Below are 23,850 nucleotides of genomic sequence, written 5' to 3'. Positions count from 1 at the left end.
TTGGTCTGTGGGGGTTAGTTGGACTGGGATCCGACGGCGGTCCGCCACCGGGAGAAGTGCCGTTCGACGGCGACCAGCAGGTAGTTGACCAGCAGGCCGAGCAGCGAGACGGTGAGGATCCCGGCGTACATGTCCGGGATCAGGAAACTGGACTGTGCGTTCACGATCAGGTAACCGAGTCCGGCCTTGGCGCCGACCATTTCCGCGGCGATGAGCACCAGGATCGAGGACGTTCCGGCCATCCGGATGCCGGTGAAAATGGTGGGCACCGCCGAGGGAAGGATGACCTTCTGGAACAGCCGGAAGTTGGAGAGTCCCAGCGAGCGGGCGGCCCGGACGAGCAGCGGGTCGACGGTCCTGACGCCGGCGATGGTGTTCAGCAGCACGGGGAAGAACGCGGCGTAAGCGACGATGCTGATCTTGGAGGTCTCCCCGATCCCCAGCAGGAGGGTGAAGACCGGGAGCAGCGCCAGTGCCGCGGTGTTCCGGAAGACCTCCAGCAGTGGGTTGAGGAACCGGTCAAGGGACCGGTACCAGGCGACCAGCAGGCCAAGGGCGACGGCGGCCACGACGGCGATGCCGAAGCCGCTGGCGGAGCGGGTCAGGCTGGCTGCCAGATGGTTCTGCAGTTGGCCCTTGGCGACGAGTGATCCCAGTGCCCGCAGGACCTCGTGCAGCGGCGGAAGGAATACCCTGGTCGAGGCCGAGGCGAGATAGGTGGGACCCAGTTCCCAGAGCAGGAGGAACAGCACGATCGCGCCCGAGGCCCAGATCCCCCGCCCGGCCCTGCGGGCGCCGGACCGGACCAGGGCGGGAAGGCGTCGGGTTGCGGCGGGCTGTGGGGGCCGCCCGGTTGCGGCTGCAGCGGGGGCGGCAGGGGTGTTAGGAGCGGCAGGCGCGGTGGTCTCTTTGGTCAGTGTTGGTGCGGTCATCAGGCTGCCCTTCCCGTGCTGAGCTGTCCCTTGCTGGGCTCGATCTTGCTGAGCTGGGGTGCCTCGTCGGGCGCGGACCCGTCGGGCCGGATCTTGGCGTGCCCGGCTTCCTGGGCCTTCCGGACCTCGTCGTGCAGCAGCGACCAGACTTCGTGGCGGTGTTCGACGAAGACGGCGTCGGAGCGGACGTCCCGGTCACCGCTCCGCTCCCCCAGGTCAATGTCGACAATCTGCTTGAGCCGGCCGGGTCGGGAGCTAAGCACGGCGACCCGCTGGCCCAGGTACACGGCCTCGTCGATGCCGTGGGTGATGAAGATGATGGTCTTGCCCGTGGAGCGCCAGATGCGCAGGAGTTCCTCCTGGAGCTGTTCCCGGGTCTGGGCATCCAGCGCTGCGAACGGTTCATCCATGAGCAGGACGTCGGGTTCGTACGCGAGGCTCCGTGCGAGGGCAACCCGCTGCTTCATGCCGCCGGATAGCTCATGGGGATACCGGTCCTCGAACCCGGAGAGGCCGACGAGCTCGAGGTAGTGGCGGGCCTTGTCGGCACGTTCCCTCCGGCTCGGGCGGCGCCCGTCGCTGCCGGTTCCTTCGAGGCCGAAGGCGACGTTGGCGGCCGCGGTGCGCCATGGGAAAAGGGCGTACTGCTGGAAGACGACTGCACGGTCGCGGCCTGGCCCGGTCACCTCCTTGCCGTCCACGAGCACCTGGCCGGCGTCCGGCCGGGTGAGCCCGGCGAGGAGGTCCAGGAGGGTGGTTTTGCCGGAGCCGCTCGGTCCGACCAGAGTAATGAACTCGCCTGCGGCGACGTCCAGGGTGATGCCCTCCAGCGCCGTCAGGGTGGAGCCCTCGGGCTGGTCCTTGCTGGGCCGGACGGTGAACTGTTTCCCGACGTTGCGGAGGCTGATTTTCGGCGTCGGTCCGGTACCGCGGGTCATGATGCCGCCCCGTTCAGCAGTCCGTTGAAATCGTTGGTGTAGTACTTGGACGGGGTGATCCCGCCGCTGACGATGCCGGTGTCGTTCAGCCATGCTGACCAGCGGGTGAAGTCCTGGTCGCTGATGGCCCCCTTGGACGGGACTCCGACGCTCTTCCAGTACTTCAATGCGGCGGTGCTTTCGGAGCGCTGGCGCTTGTTGATGATGCTCGTGAACCGGGCGATCACCTCGTCGCGGGGGGTGCTGCGTTCCCACTCGATGGCCTTGGCCACACCGGTGGTGAAGATCTTCGTGGTTTCCGGGTTTTTCTCGATGAAGTCCTTGCGCAGGACGATCTGGCCTCCGGCGAACGTTCCGAAGAGTTCGAAGTCGCTGAACAGGGACCTCAGGCCGCCCGTGGCGACGGCGTTATCCTGCAGCACTCCGCCGAGCGCCCCGACGTCGACCTGGCCGCGGCGGATGGCCTCCTCGGTGTCATTGGGCGGAACGACGACGAGCTGGACCTGCCTGATTTCCTCCTGCGACAGTCCGTTCTTCTTCAGGTAGCTGTTGATCACGGCGTCCGCATGGGCGCCCAGGGTGTTGACGGCGATTTTCTTGCCGATCAGATCCCGCGGCGTCCGGATCGGACTGTCCTGGGTGACGTAAAAGCCGTTGAACGTCTTCTCGTCCTCGCCGTAATAGTTGATCACCGCAGTGACCGGCGCGCCGGCTTCGATGAGCTTGACCACGGCGCCGGAGAAGGCGCCGCCGAAGTCGGTGGCTCCTGTCGCGGCTGATTGGATGCTCGCCGGCCCGCTGATGGTGTTGCCCACCCAGTTCAGCTTGACGTCGCCGAGGTAGCCGAGGTCCTCGGCCAGCTCCGGCAGGCTCACGTTGTTGGCCGAGCCCTCGTAGCGGAGTTCGGTCACTTCGGGTGCCCCGGGGGTATTTCCGGCCGGGGACTGGGCGCTCGCAGGGCCGCCGCAACCGGAGACCACCAGCGAGACCGCCACGGCGGCAGCAACGCCCAAGGTGGAGAAAAGTCCTGCGGGTAAGTGTCGGTTTTTCATAGCGGATTCTTTCTGGATTCGATGGTGCGGACCGGGGCTACCGGACCGTGCCCACCATCAGAGCAGAGTCGAATCCGTTCCGCAGGTGCCTCGAAACCCGAGGAAACCGCGCGTAATCCGGCGACGGAAACAGCCATGGACGCACCCCCGGTACCCGATCGGACGCAGCGCGAAGCAGTCCGTAACAGGGCAAGACTCACGCGGTCATTTGCGCCCATCCTGGGACACACCCGTGCCACACCGGCCCGGCACTGTGAAGTCTTGGTGACGCCCGGCGACGGCGCGTGAAGGGGCCGGCGCCGCGCCACTGTCGTGCATGGGACGAAAGATTGCTGGAGATGTGGCCGAATGTTGCGCGCCGGCGCGGTACCGGCGGTCAGGGCCCAGCACGACCAGGCGCACAACAGGACGAATAAAGGCGTGTCCGCCGCTGCTCTTAAGCAGCGGCGAACACGCCTTGAGCATCGGGCCGAGCCGCTGCTTACATTCCGGGGATCTGCTGCGCCTCGTGAACCTCGATTTCGCAGCCGCCGGGCATGTTCAGGTGCGGGTGCACCTTGGCCAGTTCCACGGCCGCCTCAAGGCTGTCGGCCTCGATGATGCTGTATCCGGCGACTTCACGCTGGCTTGGCGCAGTGGCTCCGCCCGCGGAAACGCGAACACCGTTGGCCAGCGGCGTTCCGAAGTCGATCAGGCCGTTGCCGACCTTGGCGGCCCAGTTGTTCCACTGTTCCATGGCGGCTGCCATGTCATCCGGCGCGGGCGGCGCGGCCTCGGCGGGGGTCATCGGGGCGTGATAGAGGAAGACGAACTTGGTCATGTTGCTCCTGCTTTCCTGGCGGTCTTGACGGGCTTAGGTTGGAAAACTTCAGACGGCGACGGTCCGGCCGGTGAACGCGATCAGGCGCTCCAGGCTGCTCGCAGTCTCCGCGACCGGCTGGACAGCGGCGAAGCTGCCGCTGGCGCGGACCTGGTCCGAGATGGTCACCAAGGCCAGGGCCTCAACGTGATCCGTGACGACGTCGGAAACTACAAGTTCCTGGCCGGTGGCCTTCGCGAAGTCCCACGCGTGGACGAGCAGCTCGAGGTTGACGATCCCGGCGACGACGGTCGCGGGCAGCTCGGCGAAGCCCATGTCGATGGTGCCTTCGAAGCCGCGGCGGCTGAACGCCTCCAGGGTGGCCTGCGCGAGTCCGGCGATGCGAACTTCCGGGCCCGCCCCGGCGTCGTCGCTTACGTCCGCGCCCAGCGCCCCGCCGATCTGCTTCAGCGAACCGGCCAGGTGCTCCAGCAACTCGTGGGCCGTGAAATTTTCGCAGGGAGTGGCTTTCTCACGGTCCTCCGGGGTGAGCTTGCGCAGCACGCCCAGGAGCACGGCGAGCGAAGCCTCGGCCGAGCTGAGGTGATCGATCGGGTCCGGGGCAGCCGACCATGCGTCCGGACCGGCGCCGTCCGGGGAGGAGGTCTCGGCGATCAGGCGGCCCAGGTAGTGGTTCCAGCCTTCGGCATGTGCTGCGGCCTGTTCGGCGTTGAGGCCGGCATGGACCAGGCGGAGCGTGGTGCCCCCGGCGTCGGGCTCCAGCGTGATGGTCACGGTGGACGCGCCCGGCGCCAGGTCCATTCCGGACTCCCAGCCCCAAGTGAAGACGATGCGCTTGCCCGGCTCGATCTCCTGGAATGTGCCGGCGGCGTGGTGGCCGGGAGTGACGGTCCAGCGGTAGTCGCCGCCTATCCGAAGGTCAACGCGGGCCGCCACCGTTTGCCAGCGGCGCAGACGTTCCGGCTCGGTGATGAGCGCAAAGGCCTCGTCGGCGCTGACGGGCAGGTGAATGGTTTTATCGAACGTCATGAGAGTGGTCCCTTGTCTTGAGGCGAAGCATCGGAAGTGGTCGTGTGATGTTGAGGGGGCCGGTGACGCTGGGCGGCAAGTGCGGCCGCATCTGATGCCAGCAGGTCCAGTTCGTAGGTCCAGAACTGTTCGACAAGGTCACGCAGCCGGCCCATGCCGCCTGGGTCGAGTCGGTAGTACCTGTTCCGGCCCTCTTTGCGGGCAGATACCAGGCCGGCCTGCTCCAGGAGCAGCAGGTGCTGGGACACCGCGGAGCGGCTGACCGTGAAATGGGCGGCCAGCTCCCCGACAGCCTGTTCGTGGCTGGCGAGAAGATGCAGCAGGCGTCGCCGGTTCGGCTCCGCAGCAATCTCCAAGGCATCCAACACAACTAATACGTTAGTGATCACTAACGTATTCCGCAAGTGCCCAGCAGTCAGAGGGATCAGGGAACGCAGGCCGGCACCCTTGCGGATCGCGGCCCGGGCATGGCGCAGCTGTTATCGGAGCGGTTTGTCAGGGCGCTATGGCGCGTGCCGGGTTACCGCGTCCCGGGTTAAAGAGATGCCGGTAACCGGGACGGGGAATCCCCGGGCGCAGCGGCTAGAGGCCCCGGTGGTGCTCGATGAGCCATCGCGCCATCTGCTGGGCGCGCTTGGAGGCCAGCGCGTCCCCTTCGGTGGCGGAAATGATGGAGCCTTTCATCAGGATGTGCCAGGACCGGGCAAATTCCTCGGGGCGGTCCAGCCCGGCTTCTTCGGCCAGCGCCTGGATATGCCCGCGGATGCGGCTGAGGTAATCGATGCTCGCCTTGCCCAGCGGGTGCCCGGCGCCCATTTCCAGCAGCACATTGATAAACGAGCACGCCTCGAAATCCTCGCGCTGGAACCAGTCACCGAACACGTCAAAGACGGCGAGCAGCCTCTCCTCGGGGGTGTTGCCCCGCCGGCTGGCCTCGGCCACGATCAGGTCCACGGTCCACACCTGGTCGCGGAGTTCCAGGAAGGCCAGCACCAGGGCGTCCTTGGACGGAAAGTGCCGGTAGAAGGTTGCCTTGGATACCCCTGAACTGCTGATCAGCTCATTGACCCCTACGTCGCGGATGCCGCGGCGGGAGAATAACTCGTAAGCAGTGGCGAGGATACGGTCCACCGGCTCGTCGCGTCCGGCCATGGCTGTGGCGGGCAGCAGCGTAGGACCCTCGGCGTCGTTGACAGTCATGATAAAAAAATTTTACACCGGACCGAGGCGTACAGACCGGTCTGCCTCGGAGTGTGCTATCAGTCTCCGCCGGATTCCACCGGCGCTGTCGGCCAGCACGACGCCGGCGGGCCGGCCGAGGACCCGCCCGGCGCCTTACCCCCACCTAGGGATGCAGAACCCGGTCGCCATCGCGGCGTTGTGAGAAACGACCGTCCAGTGCGTGGACGAAGCTGCGGAGGGTCGCGGATTCGTGCGTGCTGTTGGCCAGCCGGACGATGGCCGAAGCCGTGTGGGCCAACTTGATGTTGTGGTGCTGGCTGTAGGCGGAAAGCCGTTCGAAGGCGTCGTCGGAACCGATGTGGAGTATTCCCATCAGGATGCCCTTGGCCTGTTCGATAAGGCCTCGGGTGCCGATGGCTCCGGCGACGGCCTCGCGGGCGGACCGGTCCGTTTCAAGTTGAACTGTTCTGGTGAGGTCCAGGATGAACCCGTCGACGAACAGCAGCTTCCCGTCACTGTCCAGCACGCCCTCCCCCGCCGTCAGGACGCGGCGTTCACGCCGGCGTGCGTCGAAGAGACGATGATAATTGGCGAAAAAACCTCCGCCACGGCACACATCCTCAAAGATTTCCCTGCACGGCTTCCGGTCGTCAGGATGCACGTGCTGCATAAGAACACCCACCGTGGGCACCACCTCGCCGCGGTGATAGCCGTGGATCTGGTACATCTGCTCGGACCACTGCAGCTCCCCCGAGGCAGCATCGTAGCGAAAGGTCCCGGCGAGGCAGCCCTCGGTGGCCAGCGCGCTGGAATAGGCCTGCAACGCCTTCAACTCCGTCATGGCCGGGCCTGCCTGCCCGGCCCGCCGGCGGCGGCGGCGGCGGACGCCCTGTCCCGGGACACGGTCAGCACGAACTGAGCCCAACCTGCGCAGTCCGCGTCTCCAATGCCTGCCGCCACCGCACGATCAGCTGCTGGTTCCGGGTCCCTGCGAGTCGGCCCAAGAAGCGCGCTGCGGACGGGATGCGGAGGCGCGGCGGCCCTTCAGGAGACCTGGGCGCCCAGCCGCGGGCCGGTCTCGCCCGGGCGCGCTGGCCCTTCACGTGCGCTTCGTGAACTCCGCGCCTCTGAGCGCTGGGTTCCACGGGAATGCCCTCGGCTACGGACTGGAGCAGCGCGTCATCTCGCGGTGCCGAAATTTCCGAGACCAGCCCCATGCCGGCATACTCCCGTACTGCTGCGATCCCGGCCACCGCCGCCGGCAGGTCTGGAAAGGGCCTGGAGAGGGCCATGACGGTCCCGTCCGGGGCCGTAAGTCGAAATCGGTAGGACGTGTCGGAATCGGTGAACAGTTCGAACATGCCTGTCATAGAACCCTCCTGGAAGCCGGGACCCGATTGTTCCCGGCGACGCCGTTGTCACCGGGAACAGCCTGAATCCACCCGAACGATGCCAGTCACTCGTACCGGCCGGATCGAATTGATGAATTCATGAAAGTCTGAACTATGCAACTCACCTGCGCAAGAGGTACCACCCTGTCCGGCGGCGGCGACGACACTGCAGCGGTCCGGCGCTACGATATGTAAGCGGGCTGACCAATTGATGGGTGTGCAAGACAGACTTTTCTGTCTTGCACGTGCTAGTTTTCCTGTCGCCGGGGTCTGCACAGACGCACGGTTCAGAATAGTTGAATGTGAAGGAGGGAGGCACCGATGCCGGATGATCTTCCTGCAAGTCCGGTCCAGACCGATGTGAAGGCAGAACTGTTCAAGGCCATGGGCCACCCTGCCCGAATCCAGTTGCTGGAAATGCTCGCCGACGGACCAGTTGCCGTAAGCCGACTGCGCGACAACACGGGCCTTGAGCCGTCGAACCTCTCCCAACATTTGAGCATTCTCCGCCGCCAGCGCCTGATTGTCCCCTCACGGCGCGAGGGCAGGTTGTTCTATGAACTGGCCAGCCCTGAGGTTAATGTGCTGCTCGCGGCCGCCCGATCCCTGCTCGGATCTCTCCTGGTCACCACCCGGATGACCCTGAGCCCCATGGCTGAAGAGCCTGAAGAAGCAATCCGCTAAATGCCGGCGCACGCCGGACTGTATGGACAACATCGATCGACCGGCCTGGACGCGTCCGGACTAAAACCAGCAGGGGTAGCAATGGCTCACGCCGAGAACGAGACCACCATCAACCGATCACCGGAGGACGTCTATGCGTTCCTCGCGGATGGGCTGAATAACCGCGCATGGCGCTCCGGGGTTCAGGACATAGCACTGAAGAGTGGAACACCCGGGGACCTCGGTGCCGTGTACAGCCAGACCCTCTCGGGCCCCGGCGGCCGGCCGATCGTCGGGGACTATGAAATCACCGCGGCGGACCCCGGAAAGCTCCTGGGCTTCCAGGTGGTGGCCGGTCCGGCCCGTCCGGCCGGTGCGTACCGGCTCAGTGAAGCGCCGGGCGGAACGACCGTTCGTTTCAGCCTGGACCTGGAGCCCAAGGGACTCATGAAGCTCGTGGGCCCGGTGATTGTCCGCACCATGAATGCCGAGGTCGCTCAGTTGACCAATCTCAAGAACGTTCTCGAATCCGCCTAGATGAGGGCGCAGGGCGTTCATTCTTGAGTGTGACCCGTCCCAGCTAAGGCCATCAAGTGGCAAGCAGCAACCTTCATAGGTAACGGTGAAGAAAGGACCATCCTCATGGCTCGGATTTTCATCACAGGCTCCACCGACGGACTTGGCCTCGCCACCGCCCGGACGCTCCTGAACGGCGGCGACGAGGTCCTGCTGCACGCCCGCTCCAGGGAACGCGCCGCCACCCTCGAAGAACTCGCGCCGCTTGCCATCGGCATCGTGATCGGTGACCTCAGCAGGGCCTCCGAAACCCGGGAACTGGCCGCGCAGGTGAACGCTCACGGGCGGATGGACGCCGTCATCCATAACGCGGGCGTCTACCTCTCGCCGGGGCGCGTCGCGACCCCGGAGGGACACTCCCGCACCCTGGCCATCAACGTTCTGGCCCCTTACATTCTCACCGCGCTGATCGAGCGGCCGCACCGCCTGATCTACCTCAGCAGCGGGATGCACCGCGCGGCCGGCGGAAACCTTCAGGACATCGATTGGACCCGGCGGCGCTGGGACGCCAGCGCCGCCTACTCCGAGAGCAAGCTCTACGTTTCCGCGCTCTCCGCTGCCGTCGCCCGGCAGTGGACCAACGTGCTCAGCAACTCCGTTGACCCCGGCTGGGTGCCCACCAAGATGGGCGGCGCCGGCGCCCCCGACGACCTCGCCCTGGGCCAGGACACCCAGGGCTGGCTCGCCGTCAGCCCTGACCCGGTCGCCCAGGTCTCCGGAATGTACTGGCACCACCGCCGGCCGCGGAAACCGGCCCCGGAGGTCACCGACGCTGATTTCCAGGACAAGCTCACCGACAAACTGGCCGAACTCACCGGCATCACGCTCTTCTGAAGCGAACCATCGACCCGGCCGGACCGGCACGCAAGGGTAGGTAGTCCCTGCCGGCGGGTCAGGTGGCGGAAAGTATCCCCCAGCCCGTCCCTATCGTGAGCTCCACTTGTCGGCTTAGGCTGGTCGCATTCTATGAACGCAGTTGAGCATCGAACACCGCCGGCATCTGGAAGGCCGGCAGCTGGTTCGAGGGGGCCGGAAGGGGGCCGGGATGACGCCGGCGGACAGGACGTGGACACCTGAGGACCAGGGCTGGCTCCGGGAAAACCTGCGTGAGGCCATCGACCACCTGGTGGAGATGGGGTACACGGTGCGCGGGGGGCAAGGCGAAGATCCGGAACTGATTCACCCCGGCGGCTCGGCCGTCCAGACGTGGCGGGAAGACTACCCCTACGAGCAACGGATGTCCCGCGAAGAGTACGAGCTGGAGAAATACCGGCTGCAGGTTGAACTGCTGAAGTTCCAGTACTGGGGCCAGGACCAGGAGCTCAGGCACGTGATCGTCTTCGAGGGCCGGGATGCGGCCGGCAAGGGCGGAACAATCAAGCGCTTCACCGAGCACCTGAATCCCCGCTCGGCCCGGGCAGTGGCATTGAGTAAACCCTCTGACCGTGAACTGGGCCAGTGGTATTTCCAGCGCTACATCCAGCACCTGCCGACGGCCGGGGAGATCGTGATGTTCGACCGCTCCTGGTACAACCGGGCAAATGTGGAGCGGGTCATGGGCTTCTGCACGGAGCAGGAGTTCGACACCTTTATGGTTCAGGCCCCGCTCTTCGAGCGGATGCTGGTGGATTCCGGGATCCACCTGACCAAGTTCTGGTTCTCGGTGACCCGCCACGAGCAGCGCACCCGTTTTGCGATCCGGCAGATCGACCCGGTGCGGCGCTGGAAACTCTCGCCCATCGATCTCGCCTCCCTGGACCGGTGGGAGGAGTACACGGCCGCCAAGGAGGAGACGTTCCTGCGGACCGACACGGACCATGCGCCGTGGATCACCATCAAGTTCAACGACAAGAAGCGGGGTCGGATCAACGCCATGCGCTACTTCCTCAACCAGTTCGACTACGAGGACAAGGACACGTCAGTGGTCCACAGCCCCGACCGGCTGATCGTGCGCCGCGGCCGCGAAGCCGCCGGCGACTAGCGGCTGGCTCGCGGTCGGCGGATGCGCGAACGCACGGCTGCGTCGCGCTCACGGTGGGATCCCAGCAGAAGATGGCACCATGGGGACATGACTCCTGCACACGGTTCTTCAGGCCTTTTCCGGCGTCCCCAGCCCATCAAACCCAAGGCGGGCCAAGAATCGGTGTGGGACTATCCGCGGCCGCCGAGGGTGGAGCCCCGATCCGAACGGGTTATCGTGCGGCTTGGCGGGCAGGTGATTGCCGACACCACCGATGCGGTGCGCGTCCTGGAGACAAGTCACCCGCCTGTCTACTACTTGCCATTGGACTCATTCCCTGCCGGTGTACTCGTCCCGGTCGGGGGCACCAGCTTCTGCGAGTTCAAGGGGGAAGCGCACTACTTCGACGTCGTTGCCGGCGGAGTCGTCGTTCCCCGTGGCGGGTGGACCTATCCCGAACCCACCCTGGGTTTCGGGGCGCTCAGCTCCCGGGTGGCCCTCTACCCGGCTCACATGGACTCCTGCCAAGTCGACGGCGAGCAGGTGACCTTCCAGGAAGGTGACTTCTACGGCGGTTGGATCACCACGCAGATCGTTGGTCCTTTCAAGGGCGGCCCGGGCACGGCCGGGTGGTGAGCACATCGCGCTTACGCCGGCAAGACTTGCTGCCGGTGCGTGTGGCGACTCAGCCGGTGCTCGCTCTGGCGGCTTGAAGCCCGTTGTGCCCCGCCTTGCCGGCGTGATAGCTTTCCGGTGATCGTGATCAATCTTCAGGAGGTGAGACCCATGAACGCAGTTTCCGTAATGGGCGCTCCCCCGAAGTCCACGGTCGCGCGACTGAAGTAGTCGTCTCCGGGAGTGCCGCAAGGCAAATTCGCGAAAGGCGACTCCCATGAACACAACACCTTCTTCAACTCCGCGCATCCGTTCGGCGACCGCTTCCGGTGCCATTGCAGCGACGCGGACACCACAGCCCGGAAATTGGCCCGCTCCCGGCCAACAGGCAGGCGCCGGACGACAGGCAGGCAATTCACACAAGCGGGCCTTGGTGCTCGCCGGCGCCGGAGCGGCAGGCAATGCGTGGGAACTCGGTCTCATCGCCGGCCTGTCCGATGCCGGCATCGATGTCACCGAGGCCGATCTCATCATCGGGACATCGGCAGGATCGACAGTGGCTGCCCAGATCACCAGCGGGACACGGCCGGCCGAACTGTACGCCGCCATCCTCGCCGAGGTGCCTCGGCCACAAGCCGGCCATTCCGGACCGGACAAGGGACGCGCAACGAATTTCTCGGGGCAGACCTATCTGGAGTGGTCCAACGGAATCATTGGTTCTGCTGCGGATGCCTCCGACATGCGCCGCAGGATGGGCGCCGCGGCACTCGAGATGGAAGCTTCCAACGGCTCTGCCCAGATGCGCTGGCGCGACATCGTCGCGGCCCGGCTTCCCAGCCGGCACTGGCCGCAACAGCCCGTGCTGATCGCGGCTGTTGATGCGGATACCGGGGAACCGGTCGTGTTCGACCGCAACAGCGGAATCGATCTGGTGGACGCCGTCGCCGCCAGCACCAGCAACGGCTACCGCATCGGCGGGAGCCGGTACATTAACGGCGGCTATCGACGCAGTGAGAACGCCGACCTGGCGGCGGGATACGGGCTTGTGCTGGTGCTGTCACCCTTCGGCGGCAGGTCGCGGATGCCGCTCGAGTGGGGCATGGATCTCGCCACCCAAGTCGACGAACTGCGCGCCGGGGGCAGCAGGGTCCAAACTATCTTCCCGGATAGCGCCGCCGAGCACATGTTCGGCGCCAATGCGATGGATCTGTCCTTGCGTCCGCCTGCGGCTCGAGCTGGTTACAGCCAGGGCAGAGCCCTCGCGGAGCTGGTCGCCGAAATCTGGCGGTGACGGCCGAAACCTGTCGGTGTTCGACTGTTACGGCGCGAGAGTCCAGGGGTCGCCGTGCGAGGCGCGGTGCCATGCCTGCCGCGGGCCACCCGATTCGTGCGAGACATCTGTCAGCCAGATCGTGCTGTCCGGGGCCCATCCGGCGATGACCGTCGCCGTTTCGGCGTCGACCTGTAGTGGGCGCGTCGCGCCGTCGAGGTAACCCAGGACGGAGAGGTGCGCGGCGTCCCACTCCCCTGCCACTTGTTCCCAATCCGGGATGACCCACCGGCCGTCGCGTCCAGTCAGGCGGAACCAGTCGTGTCGCCGGGATGCAGTGACCTCCATTGGGAACGTGCGGCACAGCGTTATCCAGTCTTTTGCTGTGCCGATCTCAAGTGTCCGGCCCGCTCCCTGAACTGGAACCGTGGTCGCCTGCTCCCAACCCAGGGAATCTTCCACGAGGCTCAGTGCGGCCGGGACCTGCCCAACGGTGTGGACTAGCCCGTGCGGTATCGACCACCAGGTTCCTGACCAGTTGGCGCGAGGGTCGCCCGGGCGTTCGCGCGCGGCCCGCAATTCACCGGCTCGTTCGTCTCGGCCCCACCCAGCCAGTGTTTGTCGCGGATTCTTCGGCAGCAGTGCCTGGCCGTCTGTCGATCGCCAGTCGATGGCCCACTGCTCCGCCCGGCGAGGCTGCCAGAACCACTGGATGTCGGGCAGCGCCATGACCTGTTCCGCGACGGGCGACAGGGCCGCCGTCACACCCGGGAGATCCGCGAGCACGTCCTCTCCATCGGGTGCCTGCCAGTACCTTGCAGCGTCCACGGACCGCTCGAGGGCCGCCTGCACCAGGTCGCTGTCAAGGTCGGTAAAATCCAGTGAGGCGAGCCTGGCAGCCAGCTGTTCTGGTGACGCGGCAAAGGCCGGCATCGCGGTCTCCCCGGAGGCAGCAGCGCTCAGCGCGACCCGCGAGGTCCCCGGTCCACTATCAAGTTCGTATCCCAACCAGAAGGCCGCCGTTTTGACCTCCGGATCCAGCTGCATCGCCAGTTCGAGGCACAGACGGCGCCCCCGGGGCCCCCGCAGAAATACGTCCACACTTGGCGTCATCAGATCATCCTCCCACCACAGCGCAGCTTTATCTGGAGCGGTCTCAGGTGCCGTCGATGATGGCGGGTATCGTCGCAACGCGTTTTACCATAGCGTGATGGAGACCACGGTTAGCGGAGTTTCTGTGCATTACGCCGAGTACGGCAGTGGCACGCCGGTTCTCGCTCTGCACGGCGCCGGTGTGGATCATCGCGAGATCGCCGGTGCCCTTGAACCGATTTTCGACGACGTGCCTGGCTACCGGCGCCTGTATCCGGACCTGCCCGGGATGGGCCGGACCCCGGCGCCTGAGACGATCACGAGCAATGACGACGTCGTGGACATTCTGCTCGGCCTTATCGCCAGCACTATTGGTGATGAACCGTTTCTTATCGTGGGTCAGTCCTACGGCGGCTACCTGGCCCGTGCGATTGCGAGTCTGCGACCTGATCAGGCCGTCGGGCTGGCGCTAATCTGCCCTGTTGGCCAACAGACGCGCGACGTGCCTCAGCACGAGGTCCTTGTTTCGTCGGTCGATCTGACCGGTGCACTCGGCTCGGATCTCGAGGCTACTTACCGCAGCTACTTCGTTGTGCAGACGCCTGAAACGCTGCGTCGGTTCCAGGAGTATGTGGCTCCCGCAACGTCCCTGGCTGACGAGTCGAGCCTGATGCGGATCTTTTCGCACTGGGAGTTGCGGGATCGGCCGGAAGCCGCGAAAGCCTATCCTCATCCGGTGTTGGTCGTTGCCGGGCGACAGGATGCCACCGCCGGGCACACAGGACCGTCGGAGCTGATCCTGCACTACCCACGCGCTACGTTGGCCGTACTCGACCGCGCCGGCCACGCCTTGATCCATGAGCAACCCAACCTCGTGCGAGCCCTTGCCGCCGACTGGCTCATGCGCGTGCGTGAGGCGTCAGACGACAAAAGCTAGCGGGCAGTGGCGCCCGCATGCGGACGGAATCCCTGTGTCATGGCTCCGCCGAAGAAGGGCAAGGCGATGCGTCCGCGGCGTCCAACCGGCGTCATGCAATGCCCGGTAAGCAGCAAACCATCGCGACGGATTGCAGTCGGGCGGCCAGCGAAAGGACAATGGTGCCCATGACCGCCGTGACCCTCCTGGCCTTTGCCGGGCTGTGCCTGCTGCTTTCCGTTACCCCCGGCCCGGATACCTTCCTGGTGCTGAGGATCTCGCTGCAAAGTGCCGGGGCCGGCCTGGCGGCGGCGCTGGGCTCAGCTCTGGCATCCCTGGTCTGGGCCGCGCTGGTGGGAGTGGGGCTCGCCGCCGTGCTGGAGGACTCGGCGGAAGTGTTCCGTTGGCTGAAGATCGCAGGCGGGTTGTACTTGCTGTATCTGGGAATCTCGTCGCTGATCCGGGCGCGCCGCACAACTGCATCCCCGGCGGCCGGGCACGCTCCCCGCCGGAGCTACAGCCGAAGGACCGGCTTCGGCGCCGGCGCGTTCTCCACACTGCTCAACCCCAAGGTCGGCCTGTTCTACCTCGCCGTCGTGCCGCAGTTCATTCCACACGGCGGCAACACGCTGGATACAGCCATGGTGCTCGGTGCCATCGAAAGCGCCATTGGATTCCTCTACCTGGCGGCTGTAGCCGTCGCGGCAGCGAAGGCGATGGCCTGGCTGCAGCGCCCCCGGGTGAGCAGTTGGCTCGAACGCGGCAGCAGCGGCATCATCGCCGCGCTCGGCCTGGGTGTACTGGCATCCAGCACCAGCTCGTAGCGGCGCGCCGGACCTCGACGGACAGGTGCAGTTCCCTATCCGGTAGAACGCCAACCCACTCCTGTTGAGGACGCCACCCCCGAGTTGGCTCATTGACTCCGCGAATTTCACGAAAACGGCGGCCGGTCCTGAAGAGGACCGACCGCCGCCGAATGAAGATCAGGGTTGCATCAGGCCTTGGCCTTGCGCTTCACCCAGCCCCATACAGCCGTAGCCACCAGGAGCACCAGGCCGATGATGGCCAACCAGAGCAGACCCTTCACTGCGAAGCCAAGGATCGAAAGAATAAGCCAAATGATAAGCAGTGTGATTATTAGTCCCATACGGAAAGCCTAAGCCACCCAGGTGGCTGATTCCGAACGATCAGTGATCGTGGCGAAAGATGGCCACGGCTTCGCGGACCGCGTAGTAGACGATGACCATACCGGCCACGGGGTCGGCCCACCACCAACCGGCAAAGGTGTCCAGCAAGATACCGGCCAGCACGGCGGCCGCCAGAAGACCGTCGATAAACGTCACCTTGCCCTCTGCTATCAGAAGGGGATTGCCCAGCGCCTTGCCCGTGCGGGCCTTTCCGGCTGAGAGGGCGAACATCACCACTGCCGTGACAGCCGTCCAGATAATTCCGGCGGGGCTCGGCCGTGCGTGGTGCCCGGCCGCCAGGGCAAGTCCGGATTGGATGAGCAGATAGAGAGCCAGGGCAACGAACGCCCCGGCGATCAGCCTCAACGCAAACCGTTGACGCCGTTCCCCGGTCCCGGAGAGTTCCCAGATCACCACGGTGCTGGCACCGATCTCGATCAGGCTGTCCAGGCCGAAGCCGGCCAGCGCCACCGATCCGGCCGTGATGGAAGTGACGGCAAGAACTGCCACTCCGACGACGTTCCAGCCCAACGTGATGCCCTCAAGGATGAACCCGCGACGTCTCAAGCGCGCCATCTCAGGGCGCTTCAAAATTTCAGGCAGCATCTGTGCTCTCTTTCCCGGCGCCCCCGGCGTTTCCGGCGATGGGTGCCGGCAGGCCGGCCAGCCGTTCGATGACGGCAAGCCCGGCCGGGGTGCCCGGCCAATGCCGCCGCAAAGACTCCGGACCCGCGGAGCGGATCACGGAACGAAGAACCAGGGCCATGATGATCACGTCATCGGCATAGCCAATCAGCGGGAGGAAGTCCGGTACAAGATCCAGCGGCAAGAGCAGATATCCCAGCAAAAGCAACAGCTTGATCCGGGCGCCGCGGGATACCGCCGGGTCGGCCGCCAAACGCCTCAGCACGCGCAACACATCCGGCAGCAGCCGCAACGCGTCCCGCATACCCACCGTCTCCGGATGGGACCTCGCATAGACCCACAACCCCAGCAGAAGAACCGCGTAGACGCCAACGAGCCCGGCCAGGATACCCAGCGCCGTCTGCCACCACTGCACGGCCCCTACTCCCCGGCCCCAGGCAGGCCATGGCCGGCCGGGGCATGCAGAGTCGCGTAGACCTTCTCGGCGTACTCGTCGAATACAGCGGAGCACTCGCGCAACCGCTCGTCGGCGGCCTGCGCTTCCGGCAGTTCCAGAACGTCACGGCTTTTCAGATCACGGTACCAGCGCCGCAAGCGGTCCAGGCTCTGCTCTTCCTCTTCCAGCTCCGCCAGAGTGAACTTGCCGCTTCGGGTTTCCTTGGCGATTTCGGCCTCGAACGCCCCGCAATCGCCGGTGAATTCCTTCCACTCATCCAACCTGAGCTCCTCGAATGCCGAGCGCAGGCCTTCCACTCCCGCATCGCCGGTGCCCGGCGTGGGCAGGACAAGGACGCTGCCGGTTCCGCGGCCGGCCAGCTCCACGACCCTCGGCACGGCTTCCGAGAAGAACGGCGTGTCCGGAACGGTCCACACCCCTGAGGCCACTGGCGCAGCACCGATCCTCCGGAGCTCCCGCCACACACCGACCCTCGTCCGTGAGGCCTCACCAGTCAACCGGACAACAAGAACCAACCAATCCATGCGACAATCATATACTGCTACAACAAGGTAAGTAACAGCTGTTACATCACCCACTGCCCTGGACGGCACAGATACCCGAGGGCCTCGGCCGGTACGTTCGGTCGGTCCGATGGAATCCCTTAGCCCTATCGGCCCGGTCTGAAAATACGGTAGCTCCGGGTGCCTTGGGATGGGACTTTCTGCCTGGCCCGAAGTGCAGGCCGCTTAGGCGGGTTCTGGATACCGACGGCGGAAACGATGCCCCCGAGGATGAGCAACACCGCCGTCACGGTCACCACCCGGTGAAATCCGTCGAGATCAAGTTTGCCGCCCATGACGAGGCCCACCAGCGCGATGCCGACCAGACCGGCAACCCTGCTGACGGCGTTATTCACTGCCGAACCGATACCTGCCTGCTGTTCCGACACCGAACCGAGAATGGCGGCGGTTAGCGGCGCGACTGTCGCCGAGAGCCCGACTGCGAACAGGAGGATCCCGGGCATCAGCTGGGTCCAGTAATCGACCGGGATTTCCGACGCGAGCATCAGGAGATAGCCGCCCCCGGCGAGGGCAGGTCCGAAGGCCATGAACCACCTCGGCCCGAACCGCCCGGCCAGTGAGCCAAACCATGACGCCAAGAGGATGTTGACGAGGCTGACGGGAAGCAAGGCCAGAGCGGCCGACGTCGCCGGAAACCCGGCAACCTGCTGCAGGAAAAGCACGATGATGAACCCGCCGATCGACAGCGCGGCGTAGACGAAGGCCGTAGCCACGTTGCCTACGGCAAAGTTTCGGACGGAGAAGAGGCTGAGCGGCAGGAGCGGGTACTTCGCGGTCTTTTCCCGCCAAATGAACCCGGCGAGGCACAGGATACCGAGGGCGAGGGGCATCAGAATGAGCGGACTCCCCCAGCCATAGTTGCCCTGTTCGATCAACGCGTAGACCGGCCCCGCCAACCCGAGCACACAGAGCACGGCACCCGCGTAGTCGATCCGCACGCCCTCCTTGCGAACATCCTTGACCCGCAACACGGCTAGCAGGTACAAGGTCACGGCAATGGGCAGGACGTTGATTCCGAAGATCCAACGCCAGCCCACCGAATCAACGAGCACTCCGCCGAGCAGGGGTCCCGCGATGAAAGCCACGGTTGTACCGGCAGTCCACTGGCCGATTGCCTTCGCCCGGGGCGCTTCGTCGAAGTTTGATGTGATCAGAGCCAGGGAACTGGGCACCAGCAAGGCGCCCGCGACGCCTTGAAGCGCCCTGGCCAGGACCAGCCAGTCCGCTGTCGGTGCCAGCGCACACATCACTGATGTCGCGCCGAACCCGATCAGGCCTGCCCGGAGAACGACAACCCGGCCCAGCAAATCAGAGAGCGAACCGGCGACAAGGATCAGTGAACCCAGGGTGATCAGGTAGGCATCGACAACCCATTGCTGCGTTGTCAGTCCGCCGCCCAGTTCACGGGAAATGGCCGGCAGCGCTACATTGATGACGCTGCCGTCGAGAAACGACACAAAGGAAGCGAGAATCGCGATCCACAGCACGAGCCTCTGCGTACGCGCCGACGGTAGGGAACTCATCCTTCAAGCTACACCCGCCCCGGCGGTTGCCGGACTCACCTATGGAAGGACGTTCAGCCCGTCGCTCTGGCGACAGACGACGCCGTCGGCTGCGTTTACGTACTCGGCGTATCCTGGCGGCACCGGAGTATATTTTTATGTCTGGTCTCTGTCCCGCCGTTGCCCTATCGTTGGGGCACCGATTACATTCGACCGGCGGAGCTCCGCATCGGAGGTACATGATGGGAATCATCTCGTCTGGTTTTCATGGAAAACGGCGCACCGGCAATCCAGCCTTACCACCCGGCCAATACGAGACGCCAAGCTTTCCCGTACTGACGGCGGGCCCTGCACCTTATATCGCCCGGGCTGACTGGGAATTCTTTATTACAACGGAGACTGGGCAGCGCCGCGCCTGGTCCTGGGACGAGCTCTTGGCGCTACCGCAGATTGATATCCGGACCGATATTCATTGCGTGACCAGCTGGTCCAAGCTAGGCACCTCGTGGCGCGGGGTGTCCCTGGACACCTTGTTCGCGGATGTGGAAACAACGTCCGAGTTCACTACCGCTCACTCCTACGGCGGCTATTCGACCAATGTCCCGTTGCAGGACCTGCTGGACGGCCAGGCATGGGTGGCCTGGCAATTCGACGGTGAGCCATTGGAACGGGCCCACGGTGGCCCTGCCCGCCTGCTGATACCCCATCTTTACTTTTGGAAGAGTGCGAAGTGGATCAATGGCATCGAGCTGATGCCGCACGATGTTCCCGGCTTCTGGGAATCGAACGGGTACCACATCTATGGCGACCCGTGGCGCGAGGAGCGTTACTCATGAGGCAGGACAGATGAGCACCCTGTGGCGCGTCGCCGAGGTGATTCGTGGCGTTCCAGAAACGGAATCCTCCAGAACCATCGGCCTGCGCGTGGACGGGCTGAACGGCAACCTTCCCGGCCAGCACATCGATATCCGGCTCACGGCGGACGACGGATACACGGCAGTGCGGTCCTACTCAGTGGCCACAGCCGGCATGGACGAACTCCTGGAGATCACGGTCGACGAACTGGCCAACGGGGAGGTCTCCCCCTACCTGGTCAGAGACCTGATGGTCGGGGACCAGTTGGAGATCCGGGGGCCCGTCGGCGGCTGGTTCGTCTGGCTTCCGACCGACCCCAACCCGGTTCAGCTGATCGCCGGGGGATCCGGCATTGTCCCGCTCATGTCCATGATCCGCGCCCACGAGGCATCCGGGAATCCTTCACAGTTCCGGTTGCTGTACTCGCTGAAATCGCCCGAGGCAGGGTTCTATCGGGAGGAGCTGCTCACCTTGAACCAGGGATCTCCCAAGCTGACGGTCGACTATGTCTATACACGCAAAGTCCCGGAGGGCTGGCCAATGGTCCCGCAGCGACTCACCGCTGAAACACTGTTGGCAAGCATCCTGCCGGCGGACATGGCACCCGACATCTTCATCTGCGGTCAGACGATGTTTGTCGAAACGGTCACAGAGTGGATGGTGCAGGCGGGCTATCCGGCCGCCTCGATCAAGACCGAACGCTTTGGCGGAACGGGAGGAATACGGTGACTGGCAACAACGGCTCCGCTTCCCCTGGTGCTGAGGACCCGCGCCTCGAGGACCAGGACATCGCCGGGACCGGCGGCAATCCGATACCTCATCTTGACGGGAACGCGGCAGCGGGACCCTTGTGGGAACTGTTCCGCATCGACATCATTGCAGCGATCGGTCGGTGCAAGAATTGTGGCGCTGTCAGGGTCTTCGGGGAAGCAGCGGTCTATGCCGATGCCCCGGGAATGGTTGTGCGCTGCAGTTCCTGCGGGGGCGTCCTGCTGCGTCTCGTAGAGACTCCGACTAAATTCTGGCTCGATGTCAGCGGACTCAGCTACCTCCAGATCGACCGGGAGACCTAACGCGCTGCTCTGCTATCCGCACCCCGGCGTGCTCAAGACCGCAGGGGGCGTGAAGGGGTAGCCTGCGACGATGCTGAACACTCTCAACCCTTCATCATGGGAGCCAGTGGATCTGGAACAACGACACTCGGCCGGGCGATCGCCAACCAGTGGTCAGTACCTTTCCTCTAGTTATTTGATCAACGTGTCGCCAGTGCACGGTTAGGCTTGCAGTCATGGCGATCATCCACCAGGCAGAACTGCAGCCGACGAAACTTGAACTTCTCGCACAGTGGCTGCCCCGCCAGCCGTGGTTCACGCAACCCGGCACGGCAGCGCTGCACAAAGTAGGCTCCTACCGGTTCGACGACCCCGCCGGCGAGGTCGGCATAGAAACCATCATCGTGTCGGTGGGCAACTCCACTTTCAAGTCCCACTCACGTACAGGGCCCAGCCCTTGGCCGGAGCGGAATCCTGGTTGGTCGGAACCATGCAGCACTCGGTTCTCGGCCCGAGGTGGGTTTACGATGCCTGCGCCGATCCAATCTACGTGGCAGCGCTGGCGGCGAGCATCATGCTGGGCCGGCCGCAGGCAGAGCAATACCTCCAAAAGGGGGAAAATCTGGAACTTCTGGCCCAGACGGTCTTCGTGCGAAGCACCGGACCGAAACTCGAGGCAGTCCCTGACGTCTCTTCAGCGGCACCGCGCGCCACCGACGCCGGCACCGCCATCGAGACTGCTGACCTTCACTTGCTTGTTATCCGGCGGCTGGACCTGGATGAGCAACCGGTCGGCCCGCTCGCGCTGACCGGCACCTGGGAAGGTCAGAAGGACAACGTCAAACTCGCCGCCGTCAGTGGTGCCTGACATTTCCGCGGGTTAGGGGCGCCCCACTCCGTCCGTGTCCCGGGATTGGGTATCGCCTTCCTGCCGTTCAGGCTGCATCCCGTGCCGTTCCCGCAGCTCGCGCCCGCGGCGAATGTCCTCTTCTTCGCGGGCCTGGAGCTTATCGCTCTGTTTCGTGTCCCGTGGCGGCAATTGGATGGTCTCTTCGGCCTCAATGCCGGCCTGGAGTTGGCGTCCACGCTCCATCTCGGCGTCGAACTCGGCACCGAACAGCAACGACATGTTCAGGATCCAGAGCCACAGCAGCGAGATAATGACGCCGCCGATCGCACCATAGGTCTTCTCGTAGCTATTGAAGTTGGCCACATAGAAAGCGAAGGCCAGGGACGCCAGCAGGAAGATGACCAAGGCGATAGCGGAACCCAGGCTCATCCAGCGGAACTTGGGCTGCTTTACGTTCGGCGTAGCGTAGTAGAGGATGGCGATCGCCAGAATCACGAGCAACAGAATCACCGGCCACTTGAGAATGTTCCACGCCGTCAGGACGGCCCCGCCCAAGCCGATAGCGTTGCCGACGGCCTCGGCCACCGGCCCGCTCAGCACCAGCATGGCCGAAAGCACAAGAACGATCAGCACGGTGGCAATGGTGACCGCGAGCATCGTGCCCCGAAGCTTGATGAACGGCCGGCCCTCGTCAATTTCGTAGATCCGGTTCATGGCCCGGCCAAACGCGCCGACGTAACCGGAGGCGGACCAGAGGGCGGTGAGGATGCCGAGTACCAGGGTGAGTCCGGCAGCGGAGGAACTGCTGAGCTGCTCGACTGGTTGTTTGATCGCCTGCACAGTGTCACCAGGCGCGAAACCCTGGACGATCTCCAGAAGCGCGGACGTGGTCTTCTCTGCCTGCCCGAAGATGCCCAGCAAAGACACGAGGGCCAACAGCGCCGGGAAAATTGAGAGGACCGAATAGTAGGTCAGGGCTGCGGCGAGATCCGGGCACTGGTCCTTGGTGAACTCACGCAGGGTCTTCTTGACGATGTACTTCCACGAGGGCTTAGTGACGTCGGCCGGGCTGTCCGGTTTACGGGAGTCGTCCGGGGCAGGTGCCGTCCGGGCCTTGGCGGTACTGCTCTCGTCCGTTTCGGCGTCGGTCATGGATTCATTTTCTGCCTTGGTTGGGTTCTTGGCCATTGGAAATTCCTTCGTGGGGTTAAGGGAAATGGCCGGCCGCCCAGCGCATCAGCGAGGGCAGCCGGCCTTATTCAGACGCGGCCTCAGGCCTGCTGAACGTTGTCCTTGGCTTCGGCAGTCCGATCCATGACGTCCCCCACAGCGGCCTGCCCGTCTGCCTTGAGGTGATCGGTTGCGTCCGCGGCAGTGGCCTTGACGTTCTCCATGGCTTCCTGGGCGGGCGCCTTGAGGCCTTCGGCTACTTGCTTGGCGGCGTCCGTCAGTTCCGTGGTGAGTGGCTCGGCCGCCGATTTGAGGGCATCAGCGGCTTCACGCTCCTTCTGGCTGGCCGGGATCAGGGAGGAAACGAGCAGGCCGGCACCAAAGGCGATCAGCCCGGCAGCCAGTGGGTTCCCCTGTGTCCTGTTCTTCAGCTGGCCCGGCGCGCCCGCAACTGCGGAGCCCGCGTCGCTCACATGCGAGCCGACGCTTCCGGTGGTGGAGTGGACGTGGTCGGCGGTGTGGTCTGCGGCTCCCATGACTTTATCCTTCACTCCGAAGACGGCGTCTTTGACGTTCTCTTTGACTCTGTCCGTCTGCCGCTGGACGATATGCGACGGCGTGACTTTGTCAGCGACGGCGTCCACGTTTGTGCCCAGGCGGGCACGGGTTGCTTCAATATCTGCTCGGATGACATCCGGGTTTTCACTCATCGTGTTTCCTCGCTGAATCTAGGAGTTGGGTTTTAGGGTGGGCGGGATTTCCTGGAGGGTTTCAGCCGTCCTCGGCATGCCCTTGATCGCGTTCAGTTCCTTGCGGCCCATGGCTGCCAGAACGGCGGCTACACCTGCCCAGATGACGGCGACAACAACGCCGGACCAGCCCAGTCCCATCACGATCCCCAGCGCCCACCAGAGCGCCAAAGACAGGAACAGGAGCACGAAATGGCCAGCGACGCCGGCGCCGGCCAGCATGCCGGTGCCTTTGCCTGCCCGGGTGGCGGACTGCTTAAGTTCGACCTTGGCCAGTTCCACTTCCTGTCGCATCAGGGTGGACATGTCCCGTGTGACCTCACCGAGGAGGTCACCCAGGGAAGTCGATTCAGCCTTCGCCTGCGCGGCTGTGGGAGGCATTTC

30 protein-coding genes and 1 pseudogene are annotated in these 23,850 nt (G+C 64.7%); 13 read left to right on the top strand and 18 right to left on the bottom strand.

Annotation, left to right across the window (positions count from 1 at the left end):
• Positions 1–14: 14 nt before the first annotated feature.
• From AC1DDH_RS02120 to AC1DDH_RS02080, 9 genes are all read right to left on the bottom strand, one after another.
• On the bottom strand, positions 15–932 hold the full coding sequence (locus AC1DDH_RS02120) for an ABC transporter permease (protein WP_476954741.1): 918 nt from the start codon (positions 930–932) through the stop codon (positions 15–17).
• Complete coding sequence (locus tag AC1DDH_RS02115; RefSeq protein WP_476870846.1) at positions 932–1,870, bottom strand: ABC transporter ATP-binding protein; 939 nt, start codon at positions 1,868–1,870, stop codon at positions 932–934. Before AC1DDH_RS02115 ends, AC1DDH_RS02120 begins: the two co-directional genes overlap by 1 nt.
• The gene (locus tag AC1DDH_RS02110; RefSeq protein ID WP_476954740.1) at positions 1,867–2,922 is read right to left on the bottom strand and encodes an ABC transporter substrate-binding protein; all 1,056 of its coding nucleotides are present in this window, start codon (positions 2,920–2,922) and stop codon (positions 1,867–1,869) included. The genes AC1DDH_RS02115 and AC1DDH_RS02110 overlap by 4 nt, the downstream gene beginning before the upstream one ends.
• Before the next feature lie 481 nt (positions 2,923–3,403).
• Positions 3,404–3,742, bottom strand: a complete 339-nt coding sequence (locus tag AC1DDH_RS02105; RefSeq protein ID WP_476849201.1) for a YciI family protein — start codon at positions 3,740–3,742, stop codon at positions 3,404–3,406.
• Between the two features lie 48 nt (positions 3,743–3,790).
• Complete coding sequence (locus AC1DDH_RS02100; protein ID WP_476849202.1) at positions 3,791–4,771, bottom strand: TIGR03086 family metal-binding protein; 981 nt, start codon at positions 4,769–4,771, stop codon at positions 3,791–3,793.
• Positions 4,768–5,160: an ArsR/SmtB family transcription factor gene (locus tag AC1DDH_RS02095; protein WP_230008795.1), complete on the bottom strand. Its 393-nt coding sequence runs from the start codon at positions 5,158–5,160 to the stop codon at positions 4,768–4,770. The genes AC1DDH_RS02100 and AC1DDH_RS02095 overlap by 4 nt, the downstream gene beginning before the upstream one ends.
• Positions 5,161–5,353: 193 nt before the next feature.
• Positions 5,354–5,971, bottom strand: a complete 618-nt coding sequence (locus tag AC1DDH_RS02090; RefSeq protein WP_018772833.1) for a TetR/AcrR family transcriptional regulator — start codon at positions 5,969–5,971, stop codon at positions 5,354–5,356.
• A gap of 145 nt (positions 5,972–6,116) precedes the next feature.
• Complete coding sequence (locus AC1DDH_RS02085) at positions 6,117–6,794, bottom strand: PAS and ANTAR domain-containing protein (protein ID WP_476849203.1); 678 nt, start codon at positions 6,792–6,794, stop codon at positions 6,117–6,119.
• Positions 6,795–6,858: 64 nt separating this feature from the next.
• On the bottom strand, positions 6,859–7,245 hold the full coding sequence (locus AC1DDH_RS02080) for a hypothetical protein (protein WP_476858762.1): 387 nt from the start codon (positions 7,243–7,245) through the stop codon (positions 6,859–6,861).
• A gap of 420 nt (positions 7,246–7,665) precedes the next feature.
• Between AC1DDH_RS02080 and AC1DDH_RS02075 the strand changes: the two genes are divergently transcribed.
• From AC1DDH_RS02075 to AC1DDH_RS02050, 6 genes are all read left to right on the top strand, one after another.
• Positions 7,666–8,028, top strand: coding sequence for an ArsR/SmtB family transcription factor (locus AC1DDH_RS02075; protein ID WP_028276286.1), 363 nt, complete (start codon positions 7,666–7,668; stop codon positions 8,026–8,028).
• 81 nt (positions 8,029–8,109) lie between these two features.
• Complete coding sequence (locus AC1DDH_RS02070) at positions 8,110–8,544, top strand: SRPBCC family protein (protein ID WP_223916232.1); 435 nt, start codon at positions 8,110–8,112, stop codon at positions 8,542–8,544.
• Positions 8,545–8,649: 105 nt separating this feature from the next.
• Entirely contained in the window at positions 8,650–9,417 is a 768-nt protein-coding gene (locus AC1DDH_RS02065) for an SDR family NAD(P)-dependent oxidoreductase (protein ID WP_476855817.1), read from the top strand.
• Between the two features lie 211 nt (positions 9,418–9,628).
• Positions 9,629–10,564: a polyphosphate kinase 2 gene (gene ppk2 / locus AC1DDH_RS02060; RefSeq protein ID WP_028276283.1), complete on the top strand. Its 936-nt coding sequence runs from the start codon at positions 9,629–9,631 to the stop codon at positions 10,562–10,564.
• 87 nt (positions 10,565–10,651) lie between these two features.
• Complete coding sequence (locus AC1DDH_RS02055; protein WP_476855816.1) at positions 10,652–11,179, top strand: DUF427 domain-containing protein; 528 nt, start codon at positions 10,652–10,654, stop codon at positions 11,177–11,179.
• Between the two features lie 256 nt (positions 11,180–11,435).
• The gene (locus AC1DDH_RS02050) at positions 11,436–12,449 is read left to right on the top strand and encodes a patatin-like phospholipase family protein (RefSeq protein ID WP_476954739.1); all 1,014 of its coding nucleotides are present in this window, start codon (positions 11,436–11,438) and stop codon (positions 12,447–12,449) included.
• 27 nt (positions 12,450–12,476) lie between these two features.
• Here AC1DDH_RS02050 and AC1DDH_RS02045 read toward each other — a convergent pair whose 3' ends face one another.
• The gene (locus AC1DDH_RS02045; protein WP_476954738.1) at positions 12,477–13,541 is read right to left on the bottom strand and encodes a hypothetical protein; all 1,065 of its coding nucleotides are present in this window, start codon (positions 13,539–13,541) and stop codon (positions 12,477–12,479) included.
• A gap of 97 nt (positions 13,542–13,638) precedes the next feature.
• Here AC1DDH_RS02045 and AC1DDH_RS02040 point away from each other — a divergent pair, with 97 nt between their 5' ends.
• Together AC1DDH_RS02040 and AC1DDH_RS02035 are read left to right on the top strand one after the other, a co-directional pair.
• Complete coding sequence (locus tag AC1DDH_RS02040) at positions 13,639–14,457, top strand: alpha/beta fold hydrolase (RefSeq protein WP_230011720.1); 819 nt, start codon at positions 13,639–13,641, stop codon at positions 14,455–14,457.
• 167 nt (positions 14,458–14,624) lie between these two features.
• On the top strand, positions 14,625–15,260 hold the full coding sequence (locus tag AC1DDH_RS02035) for a LysE family translocator (RefSeq protein WP_476849211.1): 636 nt from the start codon (positions 14,625–14,627) through the stop codon (positions 15,258–15,260).
• A gap of 170 nt (positions 15,261–15,430) precedes the next feature.
• Here AC1DDH_RS02035 and AC1DDH_RS02030 read toward each other — a convergent pair whose 3' ends face one another.
• The 5 genes from AC1DDH_RS02030 to AC1DDH_RS02010 all read right to left on the bottom strand — a co-directional run bounded on the left by AC1DDH_RS02030 (position 15,431) and on the right by AC1DDH_RS02010 (position 18,811).
• On the bottom strand, positions 15,431–15,583 hold the full coding sequence (locus AC1DDH_RS02030) for an LPXTG cell wall anchor domain-containing protein (protein ID WP_028276278.1): 153 nt from the start codon (positions 15,581–15,583) through the stop codon (positions 15,431–15,433).
• A gap of 40 nt (positions 15,584–15,623) precedes the next feature.
• The gene (locus AC1DDH_RS02025; protein WP_476954737.1) at positions 15,624–16,199 is read right to left on the bottom strand and encodes a cation efflux transmembrane domain-containing protein; all 576 of its coding nucleotides are present in this window, start codon (positions 16,197–16,199) and stop codon (positions 15,624–15,626) included.
• A 19-nt stretch (positions 16,200–16,218) separates the two neighbouring features.
• On the bottom strand, positions 16,219–16,683 hold the full coding sequence (locus AC1DDH_RS02020) for a DUF1232 domain-containing protein (protein ID WP_230009189.1): 465 nt from the start codon (positions 16,681–16,683) through the stop codon (positions 16,219–16,221).
• 5 nt (positions 16,684–16,688) lie between these two features.
• Positions 16,689–17,249 carry a Chromate resistance protein ChrB gene (locus AC1DDH_RS02015; protein ID WP_476954736.1) on the bottom strand — a complete coding sequence of 187 codons (561 nt, stop codon included), beginning with the start codon at positions 17,247–17,249 and terminating at the stop codon, positions 16,689–16,691.
• A gap of 125 nt (positions 17,250–17,374) precedes the next feature.
• Entirely contained in the window at positions 17,375–18,811 is a 1,437-nt protein-coding gene (locus AC1DDH_RS02010; RefSeq protein ID WP_476858486.1) for an MFS transporter, read from the bottom strand.
• Between the two features lie 221 nt (positions 18,812–19,032).
• Here AC1DDH_RS02010 and AC1DDH_RS02005 point away from each other — a divergent pair, with 221 nt between their 5' ends.
• The 5 genes and pseudogenes from AC1DDH_RS02005 to AC1DDH_RS01985 all read left to right on the top strand — a co-directional run bounded on the left by AC1DDH_RS02005 (position 19,033) and on the right by AC1DDH_RS01985 (position 21,565).
• Complete coding sequence (locus AC1DDH_RS02005) at positions 19,033–19,626, top strand: sulfite oxidase-like oxidoreductase (RefSeq protein ID WP_476849338.1); 594 nt, start codon at positions 19,033–19,035, stop codon at positions 19,624–19,626.
• Between the two features lie 10 nt (positions 19,627–19,636).
• The gene (locus tag AC1DDH_RS02000) at positions 19,637–20,374 is read left to right on the top strand and encodes an FAD-binding oxidoreductase (RefSeq protein ID WP_476849215.1); all 738 of its coding nucleotides are present in this window, start codon (positions 19,637–19,639) and stop codon (positions 20,372–20,374) included.
• Positions 20,371–20,718: a DUF6510 family protein gene (locus tag AC1DDH_RS01995; protein ID WP_476849216.1), complete on the top strand. Its 348-nt coding sequence runs from the start codon at positions 20,371–20,373 to the stop codon at positions 20,716–20,718. Before AC1DDH_RS02000 ends, AC1DDH_RS01995 begins: the two co-directional genes overlap by 4 nt.
• 215 nt (positions 20,719–20,933) lie before the next feature.
• Positions 20,934–21,178: pseudogene (locus AC1DDH_RS01990) on the top strand (maltokinase N-terminal cap-like domain-containing protein); the annotation flags it as partial.
• A 9-nt stretch (positions 21,179–21,187) separates the two neighbouring features.
• A complete protein-coding gene (locus tag AC1DDH_RS01985) occupies positions 21,188–21,565 on the top strand; it encodes a hypothetical protein (RefSeq protein ID WP_476954758.1) in 378 nt (125 codons plus the stop codon).
• 12 nt (positions 21,566–21,577) lie between these two features.
• Here AC1DDH_RS01985 and AC1DDH_RS01980 read toward each other — a convergent pair whose 3' ends face one another.
• The 3 genes from AC1DDH_RS01980 to AC1DDH_RS01970 form a co-directional block, all read right to left on the bottom strand.
• Positions 21,578–22,735 carry a YihY/virulence factor BrkB family protein gene (locus tag AC1DDH_RS01980; RefSeq protein WP_476855809.1) on the bottom strand — a complete coding sequence of 386 codons (1,158 nt, stop codon included), beginning with the start codon at positions 22,733–22,735 and terminating at the stop codon, positions 21,578–21,580.
• 83 nt (positions 22,736–22,818) lie between these two features.
• On the bottom strand, positions 22,819–23,427 hold the full coding sequence (locus tag AC1DDH_RS01975) for a DUF3618 domain-containing protein (protein WP_476954735.1): 609 nt from the start codon (positions 23,425–23,427) through the stop codon (positions 22,819–22,821).
• A gap of 18 nt (positions 23,428–23,445) precedes the next feature.
• On the bottom strand, positions 23,446–23,847 hold the full coding sequence (locus tag AC1DDH_RS01970) for a phage holin family protein (RefSeq protein ID WP_476954734.1): 402 nt from the start codon (positions 23,845–23,847) through the stop codon (positions 23,446–23,448).
• Positions 23,848–23,850 lie beyond the last annotated feature (3 nt).

This window comes from Arthrobacter sp. 10T425, from assembly GCF_056393985.1.
The sequence above is the reverse complement of the archived record's forward strand: the minus strand, read 5'-3'. Positions and strand labels throughout refer to the sequence as shown.